This window comes from Algibacter luteus (assembly GCF_030344935.1).
GTDB classification, from domain to species: domain Bacteria; phylum Bacteroidota; class Bacteroidia; order Flavobacteriales; family Flavobacteriaceae; genus Arenitalea; species Arenitalea lutea.
Genome location: NZ_CP128313.1, coordinates 2,850,920 through 2,867,191, shown reverse-complemented (window position 1 = coordinate 2,867,191; position 16,272 = coordinate 2,850,920). Strand labels below are relative to the sequence as shown.

Here is a 16,272-nt window from a genome sequence, read left to right as displayed (position 1 = left end):
TTTCTTTAACTTTTTTAATTACTATTTGGTCGAATATTATTAATCTGGTAAGTCATTCTGTATATTTTTACGGCATGATTAGTATAGTGAATACAGAATTGTATAAAGATTGCTTAAAAGAGATTAATTATTCCTTCGGCAATGTTTTTATTTTTAAAGAATTTGTAATTTCTCAATTTTGTAGAGGTGAAGTTATAAGTTGGGAAAATCAAATTAAACTTATGGTTGAAGATATTGCGGCATTTTATAATTCGGATGGCTCTAATGTGGTATATATTTCTAATCGAATCAATTCATATTCGCTTGTGGCAGCAGATTGGTTGAAGTTTTATAAAACTAATTATAAAGTAAAAGCCTATTGTGTGGTTTCACATAACAAAGCAGGGTTTTTAAATTCTATGATAGAAAAATTATTTTTCAAAAAGGAAATTAAGCATTTTTCAAATTTGTACGAGGCCGTAAATTATGTTAAACAAGGCTTGATAGAAATCTCTTAGCAATTGTCTATATTTGTTCTTATGACAGAACAAGAGCTAGAAAGATTAAAGTATCCTATTGGGCAGTTTGATTGCCCTAATAACATTTCAAAACAACATATTGAAAGTTGGATTTCTATTTTAGAGCATTTTCCAAACCGATTAGAAAATTTGGTAATAGACTTATCTAATAACCAACTTGATACTCAATATAGGCCGGATGGCTGGACCATTAGGCAGGTGGTTCATCACTTATCTGATAGTCATCATCATAGCTATACACGATTCAAATGGGCCTTAACAGAAGAGAAACCAGTTATTAAAGCCTATTATGAAGAACGATGGGCAGAACTTGTGGATTCTAAAACGGCACCTTTAGAAATGTCTTTAAATCACCTTAAAGCGATTCATTATAAACTAGTGTATTTGTTAAAAACGTTGTCTGAAGTTGATCTAAAGAAATGCTTTATTCATCCAGAAACCAATAATGAAGTAGCCCTAGGTTTTAATGTTGGTAACTATGCATGGCATAGTAATCATCATTATGCGCATATTGAAAATTTAATAAAACGTAAAGGCTGGAGTTAAATGATTAGATCTGTCCATATTGATGATGCGTCAGCATTACTGGATATTTACAATTATTATGTATTAAATACTACGGTTAATTTTGATATTGACCCATTATCACTTGAAACATTCACGGATAAAATTAATCATATCGTTTCCGAATACCCTTATATTGTTTATGAAGAGAACAATGAAATTTTAGGGTTTGCATACGGCAGCCGTTTTAGACCACGACCTGCCTATAATTATACCGCAGAATCTACGGTTTACGTCAAGCATACCGCCCATGGGAAGCAAATAGGTTCTAAACTATATGCCGAATTAATAAGACTGTTAAAAGAAACAGATTTGCATACCGTTTTAGGAGTTTTAACCGTTCCTAATGATGCTAGTATTAATCTTCATGAGAAATTCGGTTTTGAAAAAGTCGCACACTTAAAAGAAGTTGGGTTAAAATTTGGTGAATGGCAAAATATTGGCATTTGGCAGTTAAAACTGCGTTAATGCTTCCATTTAATATTACAACCAATACTTGGTTTTTGTTCAGTTTTATTCTCTTTTCCTTCAATTAAACAATCCAGTGCATGTCTTAAATCCTTACCTGTAAGCGGTATACCATTTCCTGGTCTAGAATCATCCAATTGACCTCTATAAACTAATTCTAATTTATCATCAAAAACATATAAATCTGGAGTACAAGCGGCATCATATGCTTGAGCTACTTCTTGTGTTTCATCATATAAATATGGAAAAGGGTAACCTTCGTTTTTAGCATGTATTTTCATTTTTTCCGGTGAATCTTGTGGGTAATTAATAGCATCGTTACTAGAAATCGCAACAAAACTGATGCCTTTGTCCGCGTAAGTATTAGCAACTTTAACTAACTCCGAATTAACATGAATTACAAAAGGGCAGTGGTTACATATAAACATAATAACCGTTCCTTTTATTCCTTTTAAATCATCAAGACATAAAACTTTATTTGAAATTGAATCTATAATCGAAAAATTAGGTGCTTTGGTACCTAAAGGAAGCATATTTGAGGGTGTACGTGCCATATTAAAAAGTTTTATTCAAAGTTCGACATTATTTGTATTTTTAAAAAATGAATGAAACAATAACTTTTGATGATTTTACTAAAGTTGATTTAAGGATTGGAACCATAATTGAAGTCAACGATTTTTTAGAAGCTAGAAACCCCGCGTACCAACTGACTATTGATTTTGGCGATTTAGGCATTAAAAAATCTTCAGCTCAAATTACAACATTATACAAAAAAGAAGACTTATTAAACAAGCAAATTGTTGCTGTAGTAAACTTTCCTAAAAAGCAAATTGCAAAATTCATGAGTGAATGTTTTGTGTTGGGCGCTGTTGATGGAAAAGATGTGATTCTCCTTAATCCAGAAGATAAGGTAAAAAACGGTACTTCGGTAAATTAAAATATGCAAGAGTTAGATAATGTTCGAATAAACTTCGATAGTGGCGGATTATGGGTGTTAAATATTGCTCTGGCAGTAGTGATGTTTGGAGTTGCTCTGGGTATCACTCCAAATGATTTTAAACAATTATTCAAGCAGCCTAAACTTGTTGTAGTAGGTGTATTATGCCAGTTTGTACTTTTACCTCTTGCAACTTTTCTATTAGTTGTTTTACTAAACCCAAAGCCAAGTATAGCTTTGGGGATGTTTATGGTTGCCGCTTGTCCTGGTGGCAATATATCTAATTTCATGACACATTTGGCTAAAGGTAATACGGCACTATCAGTTAGTCTTACTGCTTTTGCAACGTTTTTAGCAGTGTTTATGACGCCATTTAATTTTCACTTTTACAGTGAACTCTATCAGCCAACATCTGATATTTTAAAGACTGTGGAATTAAATTCATCAGAGTTAGTAAAATTAGTAACACTAATATTGGGTATACCTTTGGTGTTAGGAATGCTTTTCAGATATAAATTTGAAAACCTAGCGCTAAAGCTCTCTAAAATATTAAAACCGTTGTCGATTTTTGTGTTTGCTGCCATTGTTATTGTTGCTTTTTCACAGAATATAGATGTTTTTAATGCTTACATTCATCATGTTTTATTAATAGGAATTGGGCATAATATTCTAGCGTTGGCATTAGGTTTTTTTATTGCGAGAATGTTAGGCTTATCATTAAAAAATCAAAAAACTTTAGCCATTGAAACAGGAATTCAAAACTCAGGATTAGGATTGTTACTCATATTTTCGTTCTTTAACGGACTAGGAGGAATGGCTATTTTAGCGGCATTCTGGGGTATTTGGCATATTATTTCAGGGCTCTTGTTAGCCTTTTATTGGTCAGCACAAAAAACAGCGGTAGTTTGAAATTTTTATGGTTAACTTTTGTAAGGGCGTATTTAAGCGTAGGGATGTTTTTCTATTTCAGAAGGATAAAAATCTATGATGTAAAACATGTTCCGAAAAACAAACCTGTGTTATTATTAAGTAACCACCAAAATGCACTTTTAGATGCATTAATTATTGCAACAATATCTGGTAGATTTTCATATTTTTTAACTAGGGCGGCTGTTTTTAAAAAGCCTCTCATTGCAAAAATTTTAAAAAGTTTACAAATGCTTCCGGTGTATAGAATTAGGGACGGTTGGGGAAACATTAGCAACAATAATGCAATTTTTGAAGCTTGCTCTGAATTATTAACTGAAAATGCGTGCGTTGTTATTTTTCCTGAAGGCAATCATAATTTAAACCGGACGGTTAGACCATTAAGTAAAGGGTTTACAAGAATAGTTTTTGCTGCTTTAGAAAAGCATCCTAATCTCGATTTACAACTACTTCCTGTTGGTGTTAACTATAGGCACGCTCACAAATTTCCAGATAGTACATCGGTTTATTTCGGCAAGCCCATAGCGGCAACGCAATTTATTTCAGACAACAGAAATAATGATGTTGTGGAGTTAAAGGCTAGAATACATGCTGAAATCACGCAACTAACAACCCATATACCCTCGGAAAGCTATCAGGAAACTTTGAAACGATTAGAAGACTTAAATTTCGATTTTTTAGATCCTAAAGCTGTTAATGCTTGTATCAAATCGAACTTTGAAAATTATAATATTCAGAAATTTAAGAAAAAGAACATTTTAAGCCGAATTTTAAAATTTCTTTTTATCATCGTGTTTATTGTGCCTTATGTTATTTGGAAATTTGCAGTAAAACCTAAAGTGAAAGAGATTGAGTTTGTTTCTACGTTTAGGTTTGCAGTAGCTATAACTTTAGCACCACTATGGTTAGCTAGCTTATTTGTTGCAATGCTATTGTGTTTTAATATTGTAACGGCATGTTTTGTAATAATTGTCTGTTTAGTTGTGGCTATAGCAGCAGTTAAGTCATAAAAAAACCGCAATGTTTACCATGCGGTTTAAGTATTTTAATTGAATTTGAGATTAAATATCATCAAAATCTATATCTGTAAAGCTTTCAGGTGTTTTTAAGTCTGCTTCAGTAACTCTGGTACCATCATCTTCAACTTCTTTTTTGAAATCTTTTTGATGACGCTCACTTATAACTTCATCTCCTTTTTCATTTACGATATATTCAGTCATTTCAGCTAATATATCTTTAAACTCAGCAAAGTCTTCTTTATAAATATAAATTTTATGTTTTTTGTAATGAAACGACCCGTCGTCATTTGTGAATTTTTTACTTTCTGTGATTGTTAAGTAATAATCTTCAGCTTTCGTAGCTCTAACATCAAAAAAGTAGGTTCTTCGTCCTGCTCTTAAAACTTTTGAAAAAATTTCTTCTTTCTCCATCATACCATTATTCATAATTTAATATTCTAGTTATAGTATCAAAAATCTAAAAAAAATCGATACTAACCAATAAATAATGAATAATCTTTTTAAAATATTGGTTTTTCTTGCATTTAATTGAATAAAAAATGCGTTACCCACTTATAAATTAAACCATTATAAATTGCGTTTTGGTTTTTCACTAAGTTGTTTTAAATACAAATCTTTGTAATAGCCTTCGTCATTAATTAACGAGTCGTGATTACCTTGTTGTACTATTTTGCCATCTTCTAATACAATAATTTTATTGGCGTTTTTTACTGAAGACACACGATGGCTTACTATGATTGAAGTTTTACCTTTAGTTATTTTGTTGAGGTTGTTTAAAATTTTCTCTTCAGTTTCAGTGTCTACTGCAGATAAGCAATCGTCAAATAATAATATTTTTGGCGACTTTATTATAGCTCTAGCAATAGAAACACGTTGTTTTTGTCCTCCAGATAAGGTGATGCCTCGTTCTCCTAAAACGGTATCATAACCCTTATTGAACTTAATAATGTTTTTGTGTACTTGGGCGTTTTTTGCTGCTTCAAAAACCTCTTCATCTGTAGCATCTTCTTTCCCGAATTTTATGTTATTTTTTATCGAATCAGAAAACAAAAAGGCATCTTGTGGCACATAACCAATACTATCACGTAAATCGGTTAAATTAAGCTGACTTATTTCGGTATCATTTATAATTATAGACCCTTTATCAATATCATAAAGTCTACCTACCAAATCTAAAACAGTAGATTTTCCTGACCCCGTTTTTCCTAGAATAGCCAAAGTTTCTCCTTCTTTTATTGAAAAACTTATGTTTTTTAGTGCCTGAATATTCGTGTCGTCGTAGGTGAAGGATACGTTCTTAAATTCAATATCGCCAGTAATTTCAGAATGGGCTTCTGTAGTATTTTTAACTTCTGGACTAATCTTTAAAAACTCATTAATTCGTTTTTGTGATGCTTCAGCTTGCTGCACAATAGAAGTTACCCAACCCACAGTTGCTACAGGCCACGTGAGCATGTTAACATAAATAATAAACTCCGCGATAGTACCAATACTTTCAATTTCGCCATTAATATATTGTAATCCACCAATGTAAATAACCAATAAGTTACTTGTGCCAATAAGTAAAATCATCATGGGGAAAAACCAAGCCTGAACTTTAGTTAAATTGATGTGTTTTGCTTTACTTTCTGCCGCTAATGCTTTAAAATTAACCGATGTTTGTGGTTCAATACCATAGGCCTTTATAACAGAAATACCACTAAAAGATTCTTGTGTAAATGTTGAAAGCTTCGATAAATATTCTTGTACTATGGTGCTTCGTTTGTGAATTTCTTTACTCAATTTATAAATGATAACCGATAAAATTGGTAACGGAACTATGGTATATAAGGTTAATTTAGGAGAGGCATTAATCATGTAAATGATAACAACCACAAATAAAGCAATAGTATTTATACTATACATAAGCGCAGGACCAGCATACATTCTAACCCTTGAAACATCTTCGGTAATGCGGTTCATTAAGTCGCCTGTTCTGTTTTTTTTATAAAAGTTTAACGACAGCTTCTGGTATTGGGCATAAATTTCATTCTTTAAATCGTACTCAATATAACGGGACACATTAATAATGGTTTGCCTCATAAAAAAGGTAAGAATTGCTGCAATTAAAGCGGCACCAATAATATACATTATAGCTTCTGCTATTTCTGCTTTAAAAACATCTTTAGTTATAGTCTCATCAAAATACCTTTCAATAGCTACAAATATTTTTTTGACATAACGAGGTGTGTAAAGTAAAAATAAACGCGCTACAACAGTAATGATAGAACCAATGATAAGATGAGTTCTGTATTTGTAAAAGTATTTATTTAAATGCTTTAATTCTTTCATTTGAAGTCTTCCGAATAGGTTAGCAAATATAAAGTATAAATGCCAAATTCTAGAGTTTATGCACCAAGCTATTTGTTAAATCTAGCTTAAAGTGTTTCAGTGTAATATTTATAAAATTAGCGTGTTTATTTTAAATATAGTGTTATTTTTGCGGCACTAAAAACAATGAAAATACTTCATCTTTTTAATAAAAGTTCTTTGTAATGATGCTAAATAGAAGACATATACGTGTAAAAGTTATGCAAACCATGTATGCCTTTAAGGGTAGTGAAAGTGATGACTTTAGTAAAGACCAAAAATTTTTACTTTTCAGTATAGATAATATGTACAACTTGTATTTGTTATTAATGTCCTTATTAATTGAAGTTCAAAAAAGAGCAGAAAGCGATTTACAAAAGAAACAACAAAAACACCTTGCTACTAAAGAAGATAAAGATCCAAACCGAAAGTTTGTTAATAACCAGCTATTAAAACTTTTAAGGGAAAATAAAACATTACAATCTCAATTTGAAGCTAATAAAATTACCAATTGGGAATTAGATGGTGAATACATCGATATTATTTTTAAAGACATTTTAGCTAGCGATTTATATAAGGACTATATGAAAACTAGGGTGTCTGATTTTAAAGAAGACAAAGACTTTATAGTTGATGTATTTAAAGATATTATTGCGCCAAACGAAAAGCTTTACGAGTATATGGAGGATAAAAATCTGACGTGGTTAGATGATCTTCCAACCGTAAATACGACTATTTTAAAATTGCTTAGAAAAGTTAAGGAAGCTTCGCCAGAGCAATATTTTACTCCAAAATTGTATAAAGATGCAGAAGACAAGGAGTATGCAATTGATTTGTTTAAGAAAACACTTTTAAATCAAACTGCGATTAACGAAGAAATAAGTCAGAAAACAAAAAACTGGGATGCTGATAGAATTGCAACAGTTGATTATGTGTTACTTCAAATGGCGATTTGCGAGATTAAAAGTTTTTCATCTATACCAGTTAAAGTGACTATTAACGAGTATCTTGAAATATCAAAGGAGTATTCAACACCAAAAAGCAGCATATTTATAAATGGTATTTTAGACAAGCTTGTAAAAGAATATGAAGCGTCTGGCGAATTAAAAAAAGTAGGACGAGGTTTGATGTAAGCCACATTCTTATTGTTAGAAGTGTTAAGAAGGATGTAAAAAATTTTTAATCGTTTAAATAATTACTATTTTTGTGCATCTTAAAAAAATTAAAAATTTTCTATTATGAAAAAAATAATATTAGGTCTTAGCGCCATGTGTTTAATAGCATTTACATCTTGTAAAGAGGATGCTACAAAAAAAATTGATGAAACTAATATTGCAGTTGCTGCAGAAAGAGATGCTGTTGCATCTAAGTTTCCAGTAATTGAATTCGATAAAACCGAGCACGATTTTGGTGAAATTGAAGCTAAATCTAAAGTAGAAACTACTTTTAAATATAAAAACACTGGTGATGCACCTTTAGTTATTACAGATATTAAAAGTTCTTGTGGATGTACAGTGCCACAAAACTGGAGTAGAGAACCGTTGATGCCTGGAGATTCGGGAGAGTTTACTGTTAACTTTAATGGCAGTGGTTCTAATAAAATATCTAAAACTATAACAGTAACTGCAAATACAGAAAAAGGTTCTGAGGTTGTAAAAATTACAGCGTTTGTAAAACCAGATCCTAATAAAGTGGTTCCAGCTAAAAGCTAAATATAGAAAACATGGGAGAAGGAGGAATTAGTAGTTTATTACCATTTGTATTAATGTTTGTGGTCGTGTATTTCTTTATGATTGCACCACAAATGAAACGTGCTAAAAAAGAAAAGAAATTTGCAGCCGAATTAAAACGTGGTGATCGTGTGATTACAAAAAGCGGATTACATGGTAAAATTGCAGATTTAAATGATAAAGACAACAGTTGTATTATAGAAACTATGGCTGGAAAATTAAAGTTTGATAGATCTGCTATTTCCATGGAAATGAGTACAAAACTTAATACACCTGCTACAGTAAAGTAAATCATAGTTTTATACTATAAATTAAAAAAGCTCCTGATAGGGAGCTTTTTTTTTGCACTTTACCCAGCTCCTAAAACTTAAATTTCAAATTTTTTTAAGGTTTCAGCTAAATAGTATAAAAAAATGTAAAACTGCCATTTTTAAAGGCATACAGCTATTTATTCTTCATAATTGGATTGGTACTATTTTATCAAAATCGTATAATATATGAGTGTTAAGTTAGGGTAAAAGGTTTTTAAATTGTCTTACTAATGTATTGTAAGTAATTTAAAATTAATTCATTATGTATTTGTTCCTCTTTATAGTCGGATTTTTGGTTCTTAATTGTTTGGTATTGTTTTTGTTTCAAGAAAAGAGTATCGCAGAAGATGATTCTAATATTTTATTTGAATTATATAATGATAGAACTGCTTTTAATGGTCAGTATAAATACACAAGAAGCTTTATGTTACCTTTTAAAAAAAGAATGAATTTTAAAGAAAAAAGAAAGTTTATCGAGTATAAACGCCGACAAGATTTAAATCTTGAAAGAATTCAATTAGAAAATAAACTTAGAATGTTAAACTATATTTCAGATTTTGAAATGTATTTAGATCAAAATAAGATTGATAAAAGTAAGTTCAATAAAATGAGAGCATTTTTAGATTTAAAGGTTTCTACGCAAAGAAGTATATTAGAATCTACAGAACGTATCTCTGGATTATGTGTCAACGAATAAAATAAATCTAGCAGTTTTTATACTTATCATTTAATCCTATGCCTTGCAAAATCATTGGTGTAATTTTTTCCAGTCTTGTTTGTTTTGTAGCTTCCCGTTTTGCAGAGTCAATATATTCGCAATACTCGCGCTGCTTGTAGGGCGACAAATTTTTAAATGCTGATTTTAAGTCTTTATTAGAGTTTAATATCAAGTTAAGTTCCTTGGGAATAACAGTTTCTTTTTTGCCTCTTTCCGGTTTAATTTCTTTACCTAGTTTCTGGTTTTCAATTGCTTCTTTTACATATTGTAAAACAATAGTTTTGTCTATTTGCTCTATCGTTTCAAAACGCATTTGTCGTAACGCTTTGGTTTTATTTTCTTGGGCGTTCACTAGTAAATTGTGCTTGTCTTTTAAAAATACACCATTAAAAAACCAAATTCCGAAATGATTCTTAAAAGCGCCTAATCCTAGAACATTTTTGCCATTTACAGTGTAAACAGGTGCGCTCCACTTAACGGTCTCTTCAACTTCTGTGGTTAAAATAATATTTCTCAGCTTACTTAATGCGTCACTAAAGTTTGGATGTTCTTCTACGTATTCTTCAACCGAATAAATCTTTTTCATCTGTTCAGAGTTTTATCATGGATTAAATTAATCACTCAATTTTAATTTTGTATTTATGTAAAAGCCCTTCAACCGTAAATAATGAAAAACGAGCGCCACTTAAATTGTTTTTTTCAGGATCTATTGAAAAGTTTTTAGCACTCCTAAAATCTACATTATTTAAATTTGCGTTCAAGAACGTACTGTTAAGTAAATCGCAATGATTAAAAACAGCAGAATTCAAATGACAATCTCTAAAATCTACACCTTGGATTTTACAATTTTCAAAAACTGTTTTTGCTAATTTTTTGTTATTAAACGACGCGTGATTAAGTTGGCAATTTTTAAAATTAAGTTCAAGAGCAAAATCGCTACATTTTTCAAAATCAATACCCAGCATTTTACAATCTTTAAAATGCACATTTTGTAAACCTGTGTCTGAAACTATAATCGAGCTCAAATCACAATCGTGAAATTCGCAATCAATAAATTGGCTATTCGACAAGTCGCTATTCTGAAAATCGCAATTTATAAATTTACATAACTCATAATCACCTTTTTCAAATTCATATTTTGAAAAGATTTTGTTTTCAAAAGTTTGCTCTTCTATAAAATTCTGCATGTTTCAATTAATGGGTTTAAGTGTAAATATAATTAATATGAGCTTAAGACAAGAATCTAAAAACCTGTCTAAAACCCGAATCAATCGTACTTTGCTCTTTTGTTAACTTAAGTTGAAATCTTAATTAGTTTCATTCAACAATAGAAGATTTAAAATAACCCACTTATTTCACCAGCTTCATTAATATCAATATCTTCTGATGATGGATGCGCTGGTAGACCAGGCATACGCATAATATCACCTGTTATTGGAATTAAAAAACCAGCACCAGCAGCTATTTCAATTTCACGCACAGTGATGATAAAATCTTTAGGTCTGCCCAGTAATTTAGGATTATCTGATAATGATTTTTGCGTTTTGGCGATGCAAATAGGTAAGTGGTTCAGACCTAAATGGGCTATTTTTTCCAATTGTACTTTTGCCTTATAGTTATAATCCACATGTTCAGCCCCGTAAATTTCAGTGGCAATTGTAGCTATTTTTTCTTTTACGCCAGACTTCCAATCATACAATGGCTTAAAATCCGATTTGTTTTCTTCTACAATTTCAATCACCTGTTTTGCTAATTCTAAAGCGCCTTCACCACCTTCTTGCCAAACATTGGCTAAGGCAACTCGAATGCCTTTGCGTTTAGCAAATGCCATGATGAATTCAATTTCAGCATCGGTATCAGATTCAAATTTATTAATCGCAATCACGGGCGCAACACCAAATTTACCAATGTTTTCAAGATGCTTTTCAAGGTTTGGAATTCCTTTTTCTAAGGCTTCTAAATTTTCTTCAGTTAATGATTTTAAATCTGAACCACCATGATATTTTAAGGCACGTATAGTGGTGGTTAATACCACTGCTTTGGGCTTTAAACCCGCACTTTGGCATTTAATATCAAAGAATTTCTCTGCACCCAAATCAAAACCAAAACCAGCTTCGGTCACTGTATATTCGGAATGCGACATACCCATTAACGTTGCAATAACCGAGTTGGTACCTTGGGCAATATTCGCAAAAGGACCGCCATGAATAATTGCTGGGTTGCCTTCAATAGTTTGCACCAAATTTGGTTTTATAGCATCCTTTAAAAGCACGGTCATGGCACCTTCGGCTTTTAAATCTCTTGCGTAAATGGGTGTTTTGTTAAAAGTATACCCAATAAAAATATTACCCAATCGAGTTTTTAAATCCATTAAATTTTCAGCTAAACAAAGAATAGCCATAATTTCAGAAGCCGCTGTAATATCAAACCCTGTTTCTCTTGGCACTCCAGAAGTTGTGCCACCTAAACCAACAATAATGCGTCTTAGTGCTCTATCGTTTAAATCTACAACACGTTTCCAACTTATCGTTCTGGGGTCTATATGTAACGAGTTTGTTTTACTTTGTATATTATTATCAATAAGAGCAGCTAATAAGTTATGTGCTTTCTCAATTGCCGAAAAATCGCCTGTAAAATGTAAGTTAATATCTTCCATTGGTAAAACTTGCGAGTAACCGCCACCAGTTGCACCACCTTTAATTCCAAATACAGGACCTAACGAGGGTTCTCTTAAAACCACTGTGGTTTTTTTATTTAAACGGTTTAAACTTTCAGATAATCCAATGGAGATAGTTGTTTTACCCTCTCCAGCTGGTGTGGGCGAAATAGCCGATACTAATACAAGATGACTCCTATCAGCCTTCTTTTTATCAATAAACTGCAACGGGATTTTTGCTTTATAATTCCCATACATTTCAATAGAATCAGCTGGAACTCCAAATTTTTTGGCAATGTCGATTATGGGTTTAAGAGTTACTGTTTTAGCAATTTGTAAATCAGTCATAAAGCAAGAATTTAGTTTGTAGAAAAATTAACGCTTTTAAAAGTATAAAATTTAGGAGATTAAAATCGTGATTTTTATCATAGTACAAACCTGTCAATTAAAAAGCAAAAACCCCAATAAAAATTGGGGTTTTGTAATATTTAAGAAAAGGAACTTACATGGTATAAAAAAACTGCTCGTTTACAATTTTACCATCGTTAACTTCAAACACGCATACTTCATCCAATTGCTGGCGACCACGGTCTTTAAACGTCACGTCATAACTCATTTTACTCGTAAAATGGTTACCAGCCACCACGGGATCTGTTATTTCACCACCATGAAACTCAACCACATTATCCAGCCATTGTTTACTTTTGTTCCACACATTTTGTTTACCCGTTATAACCTCGCCATAAGGTACCCCAGGCATTTCTTTGCTCGTTACATTATCGCCATAAAGTGCTTCAATACATTCCATATTTTTGCCCTCTCGACACATCTGTACCCACTTATTTGCTACCTCTTTTGTATTCATAATTTTAGTTTGTTTTTATTCATTAATAAAGGTACCAAAATTATAAGCAACGTATTCTTAATAAAATGTTATGTTTTTTAAGCTTCAATTATTTGGGCACCTGCCTGCCGGCAGGCAGGTTACCACAAGGGTCGCGCTTTACATTTATAGTTTTGCCTCGATGCTTGCCTCGGCAAAAGCTAACCATTACAATCGCTAACGCAAGTGTTTACATTGGTAAGGGGAATTGGGGTAGGTATTGGATGTTTTTACAAGGGCTGTTTATAAAATTTAATTTAAAGCCGCCTTATAGGTTTCTAAACAACGTTCTCTAGCAAATTTATGATCTACAATGGGTTCAGGATAAGTCAATTCTTGAAAATCTGGTACCCATTGTTTTATGTATTCTAATTTCTTGTCAAATTTGTCAATTTGAGTTGTAGGATTAAAAATTCTAAAATAGGGTGCAGCATCAACACCGCTACCTGCAACCCATTGCCAATTACCAACATTACTGGCCATTTCGTAATCGTGTAGTTTTTCGGCAAAATAAGCCTCTCCCCAGCGCCAATCAATAAGTAAATGCTTGCACAAAAAGCTTCCCACTAACATGCGAACACGGTTATGCATGAATCCTGTGGCATTGAGTTGTCGCATACCAGCATCCACTAACGGATAACCTGTTTTACCTTCACACCACGCTTTAAATTCAGTTTCGTTGTTCCGCCATTCAATACGATCGTATTTAGCTTTAAAGCTTTCGTTTTGTGTGTGTGGAAAATGCCAAAGAATACTCATAAAAAATTCGCGCCAAATAAGCTCTTGCCAAAATATTTCATTGTCTTCAGCAATGGCTTTTTCAACCATTTTTCTAATACTCACCGTTCCAAAACGTAAATGCGGCCCTAATCTCGACGTTGCATCTTTCGCTGGAAAGTTCCGTGTGGCTTCGTAGTTTTTTATTAAGCTTGGAGTAACAGTGTAGGGTGTTATATGTTGATCAGACGTTTTAAAACCAATATCTGATAAGCTTAAATTTGGTAAATCGGTATTGGATATTAAGTTGTCCAGTATGTTTTCCGAAGGGAATAGTTTAAAATCGAGATTTCTAAAGGTTTGTTTCCAAAGTTTCATGTAAGGTGTGTAAACCACATAAGGTTTCCCATCACTTTTTACAATCTCATCTTTTTCAAAAATAACTTGGTCTTTAAATGTTTTAAAAGCAATAGCGTTGTCTTTTAATAATGATGCCACTGCTTTATCTCTTGTTTTAGCATAAGGCTCGTAGTCATGATTGGTGTAAACTTCTTGAATGTTATATTCCTTAATCAGTTTATTATAAACTTCAATAGGTTTCCCTTGGTAAATCGCAATGCTGCTATTGTGCTCTTTCTGCAGCAAATTGCTCATATTTTGTAATGTTTCATGTATAAACGAAACACGAGCATCATCCTCGGGTAATTTTTCTAAAATCTCAGAATCAAAAATGAAAATGGGTAAAACAGGATGTTCAGATTGTAAGGCTTTATATAATCCTACATTATCTTCTAATCTTAAATCTCTTCTAAACCAAAATATGTTTATAGGTTTGCTCATTATTTATATTTACCAAACAGTTCTTCTAATTTTGTGGTTCTGTAATTAAAAATTTCTTCAAGTTTAGGTTTCACTAGAATAGGATGAACCAATTGTCCAAGCCAACCAAATGGTACTTTATAGTCAATAATATCTTCCATTTCAACACCACCATCAATAGCTTTTATAAAATGCTTGTGATGCCATAACGCGTAGGGTCCAAAACGCTGTTCGTCTACAAAATAATGTTTGTCTACACTATGTGTAATTTCGGTAACCCATTTGGTTTTTATGCCTAAAACAGGTGTTACAATATACTGAATTATTTGACCAGCAAACATAGGACGGTCTGCACCAGATAGTATATGAAATCCCATATAATCTGGCGTAATGGTTTTTAAATTTTTAGGGTCTGAAAGAAAGTCCCAAGCCTCCTCAATACTTATGGGTAAATTCTGCTTTTTATGTAGTCTGTAAATTTTCATTCTAATTATTTAGTAAAATGTAGCCATTTAAAGAGGAAGCAATGCATAACCAAATTAAATAGGGTAGGATTAAGAGGGTTAACAAACCCATTTTTTGAATATATTTTATGGCAAATACGGCCACCACAAAGGTTAATAATAATATGACCGTGAAGCCTAAACCAACAAGGTGCTGATTGAAAAAGATATAATTCCAAACAATGTTTAGCATAAATTGAATGGCAAATAAAACTAAAACATTACTCTTGGGTAACTTTTTATAGAGGTTGGCCATATAAATTGAAAAACAAAACATAATGGTAGTCCATGCCACACCAAAAACCCAACCTGGAGGTGTCCAAGGGGCTTGATTAAGATTTAAATACCAATCTGTTTGTGGGCCATTATCCATAAGCCAACTGCCTATGGCTAGGGCTCCAAAATTGAGTACTAGAAATACAGCGATGTATTTAAGAAGTTTCATGTTTTAACGAACTGATTTGTTGAGCGATTAATTGAGCTTCAGCGTATTTTTGGTCGCTAGCAGCTCTGTTTATCGATGATAACTTATGCCATTCAGCCATAAGTTTTTTAAATTTTGCTTCTAATTTTTCTTTTTTTGATTTCTTTTTAAATAATGAGAACATAGCAATTATTTTATGTGATTTGTGATTTTTGAACTCAATGGGTTTGTCGTTGAAAAATAATAATCAACGAAGTTTCCTGAAGGGTCTATTAAGTATTTTTGAAAGTTCCATTTGACTTTCGAATTTTTTATACCGTTGTTTTCTTTGGTTGTAAGCCAATAATATAAAGGATGTTGGTCTTTGCCTTTAACGTCAATCTTCTCAGTGATTAAAAAAGTTACACCATAATTTAATTCGCAAAATGATGATATGTCTTCTGCATTACCTGGTTCTTGCCCACCAAATTGATTACAAGGCACGCTAATAATTTGTAATTTATCTTGGTAAGTTTCATGTAATTCTTGAAGCGCTTTGTACTGTGGTGTAAAACCGCATTTAGAGGCTACATTGACAAAAAGTATATGCTTACCCTTAAATTTCGATAAGTCGATAGGTTCGCCATTTAAGGCATTTATTTTGATGCTATATAGACTATCTATTTCCATACTTTTTTGTGGTTTCGAATTTGATGATAATGTTGCGAGAAAAGCTTTTAGAGGGTTCAT

22 protein-coding genes are annotated in these 16,272 nt (G+C 32.2%); 10 read left to right on the top strand and 12 right to left on the bottom strand.

Annotated features, from left to right (window positions below; all coding sequences use genetic code 11):
* Nucleotides 1–74 precede the first annotated feature (74 nt).
* The 3 genes from O5O44_RS12095 to O5O44_RS12085 are packed head-to-tail and all read left to right on the top strand — an operon-like array spanning nt 75 to nt 1,550.
* Nucleotides 75–497, top strand: coding sequence for a hypothetical protein (locus tag O5O44_RS12095; protein ID WP_289194577.1), 423 nt, complete (start codon nt 75–77; stop codon nt 495–497).
* 21 nt (nt 498–518) lie between these two features.
* Complete coding sequence (locus tag O5O44_RS12090; RefSeq protein ID WP_289194576.1) at nt 519–1,064, top strand: YfiT family bacillithiol transferase; 546 nt, start codon at nt 519–521, stop codon at nt 1,062–1,064.
* Entirely contained in the window at nt 1,065–1,550 is a 486-nt protein-coding gene (locus tag O5O44_RS12085; protein WP_289194575.1) for a GNAT family N-acetyltransferase, read from the top strand.
* Here the strand turns inward: O5O44_RS12085 and O5O44_RS12080 are convergent.
* The gene (locus O5O44_RS12080; RefSeq protein ID WP_289194574.1) at nt 1,547–2,104 is read right to left on the bottom strand and encodes a thioredoxin family protein; all 558 of its coding nucleotides are present in this window, start codon (nt 2,102–2,104) and stop codon (nt 1,547–1,549) included. The genes O5O44_RS12085 and O5O44_RS12080 overlap by 4 nt on opposite strands.
* Nucleotides 2,105–2,151: 47 nt before the next feature.
* Here O5O44_RS12080 and O5O44_RS12075 point away from each other — a divergent pair, with 47 nt between their 5' ends.
* From O5O44_RS12075 to O5O44_RS12065, 3 genes are read left to right on the top strand one after another with little or no spacing between them, the layout of a single operon-like run.
* A complete protein-coding gene (locus O5O44_RS12075; protein ID WP_289194573.1) occupies nt 2,152–2,487 on the top strand; it encodes a tRNA-binding protein in 336 nt (111 codons plus the stop codon).
* A gap of 3 nt (nt 2,488–2,490) precedes the next feature.
* On the top strand, nt 2,491–3,396 hold the full coding sequence (locus O5O44_RS12070) for a bile acid:sodium symporter family protein (RefSeq protein WP_289194572.1): 906 nt from the start codon (nt 2,491–2,493) through the stop codon (nt 3,394–3,396).
* Nucleotides 3,393–4,424, top strand: a complete 1,032-nt coding sequence (locus tag O5O44_RS12065; protein WP_289194571.1) for a lysophospholipid acyltransferase family protein — start codon at nt 3,393–3,395, stop codon at nt 4,422–4,424. The genes O5O44_RS12070 and O5O44_RS12065 overlap by 4 nt, the downstream gene beginning before the upstream one ends.
* 51 nt (nt 4,425–4,475) lie before the next feature.
* Here O5O44_RS12065 and O5O44_RS12060 read toward each other — a convergent pair whose 3' ends face one another.
* Both O5O44_RS12060 and O5O44_RS12055 read right to left on the bottom strand, forming a co-directional pair.
* The gene (locus O5O44_RS12060; protein ID WP_019387321.1) at nt 4,476–4,859 is read right to left on the bottom strand and encodes a PUR family DNA/RNA-binding protein; all 384 of its coding nucleotides are present in this window, start codon (nt 4,857–4,859) and stop codon (nt 4,476–4,478) included.
* Nucleotides 4,860–5,000: 141 nt separating this feature from the next.
* Nucleotides 5,001–6,764: an ABC transporter ATP-binding protein gene (locus O5O44_RS12055; RefSeq protein ID WP_289194570.1), complete on the bottom strand. Its 1,764-nt coding sequence runs from the start codon at nt 6,762–6,764 to the stop codon at nt 5,001–5,003.
* 203 nt (nt 6,765–6,967) lie between these two features.
* Between O5O44_RS12055 and nusB the strand changes: the two genes are divergently transcribed.
* The 4 genes from nusB (at nt 6,968) to O5O44_RS12035 (ending at nt 9,520) form a co-directional block, all read left to right on the top strand.
* Nucleotides 6,968–7,915 (top strand): transcription antitermination factor NusB, encoded by a 948-nt coding sequence (nusB, locus tag O5O44_RS12050; protein WP_289194569.1) that lies wholly within the window; start codon nt 6,968–6,970, stop codon nt 7,913–7,915.
* A gap of 105 nt (nt 7,916–8,020) precedes the next feature.
* Complete coding sequence (locus O5O44_RS12045; RefSeq protein ID WP_019387318.1) at nt 8,021–8,494, top strand: DUF1573 domain-containing protein; 474 nt, start codon at nt 8,021–8,023, stop codon at nt 8,492–8,494.
* 11 nt (nt 8,495–8,505) lie between these two features.
* A complete protein-coding gene (gene yajC / locus O5O44_RS12040) occupies nt 8,506–8,802 on the top strand; it encodes a preprotein translocase subunit YajC (RefSeq protein WP_026010015.1) in 297 nt (98 codons plus the stop codon).
* 283 nt (nt 8,803–9,085) lie between these two features.
* On the top strand, nt 9,086–9,520 hold the full coding sequence (locus tag O5O44_RS12035; protein ID WP_289194568.1) for a hypothetical protein: 435 nt from the start codon (nt 9,086–9,088) through the stop codon (nt 9,518–9,520).
* 7 nt (nt 9,521–9,527) lie between these two features.
* Here O5O44_RS12035 and O5O44_RS12030 read toward each other — a convergent pair whose 3' ends face one another.
* The 9 genes from O5O44_RS12030 to O5O44_RS11990 form a co-directional block, all read right to left on the bottom strand.
* Complete coding sequence (locus tag O5O44_RS12030) at nt 9,528–10,127, bottom strand: YdeI/OmpD-associated family protein (protein WP_289194567.1); 600 nt, start codon at nt 10,125–10,127, stop codon at nt 9,528–9,530.
* A gap of 31 nt (nt 10,128–10,158) precedes the next feature.
* The gene (locus O5O44_RS12025; RefSeq protein ID WP_289194566.1) at nt 10,159–10,728 is read right to left on the bottom strand and encodes a pentapeptide repeat-containing protein; all 570 of its coding nucleotides are present in this window, start codon (nt 10,726–10,728) and stop codon (nt 10,159–10,161) included.
* Between the two features lie 149 nt (nt 10,729–10,877).
* Nucleotides 10,878–12,545: a formate--tetrahydrofolate ligase gene (locus O5O44_RS12020; protein WP_289194565.1), complete on the bottom strand. Its 1,668-nt coding sequence runs from the start codon at nt 12,543–12,545 to the stop codon at nt 10,878–10,880.
* A gap of 154 nt (nt 12,546–12,699) precedes the next feature.
* Nucleotides 12,700–13,062 carry a nuclear transport factor 2 family protein gene (locus tag O5O44_RS12015; protein ID WP_019387312.1) on the bottom strand — a complete coding sequence of 121 codons (363 nt, stop codon included), beginning with the start codon at nt 13,060–13,062 and terminating at the stop codon, nt 12,700–12,702.
* Nucleotides 13,063–13,332: 270 nt separating this feature from the next.
* On the bottom strand, nt 13,333–14,637 hold the full coding sequence (locus O5O44_RS12010) for a cryptochrome/photolyase family protein (RefSeq protein WP_289194564.1): 1,305 nt from the start codon (nt 14,635–14,637) through the stop codon (nt 13,333–13,335).
* Nucleotides 14,637–15,101: an SRPBCC family protein gene (locus O5O44_RS12005; protein ID WP_289194563.1), complete on the bottom strand. Its 465-nt coding sequence runs from the start codon at nt 15,099–15,101 to the stop codon at nt 14,637–14,639. Before O5O44_RS12005 ends, O5O44_RS12010 begins: the two co-directional genes overlap by 1 nt.
* Nucleotide 15,102: 1 nt before the next feature.
* A complete protein-coding gene (locus O5O44_RS12000) occupies nt 15,103–15,564 on the bottom strand; it encodes a TspO/MBR family protein (protein WP_289194562.1) in 462 nt (153 codons plus the stop codon).
* Entirely contained in the window at nt 15,551–15,727 is a 177-nt protein-coding gene (locus O5O44_RS11995; protein WP_019387308.1) for a Lacal_2735 family protein, read from the bottom strand. Before O5O44_RS11995 ends, O5O44_RS12000 begins: the two co-directional genes overlap by 14 nt.
* Before the next feature lie 5 nt (nt 15,728–15,732).
* Complete coding sequence (locus tag O5O44_RS11990) at nt 15,733–16,272, bottom strand: glutathione peroxidase (protein ID WP_289194561.1); 540 nt, start codon at nt 16,270–16,272, stop codon at nt 15,733–15,735.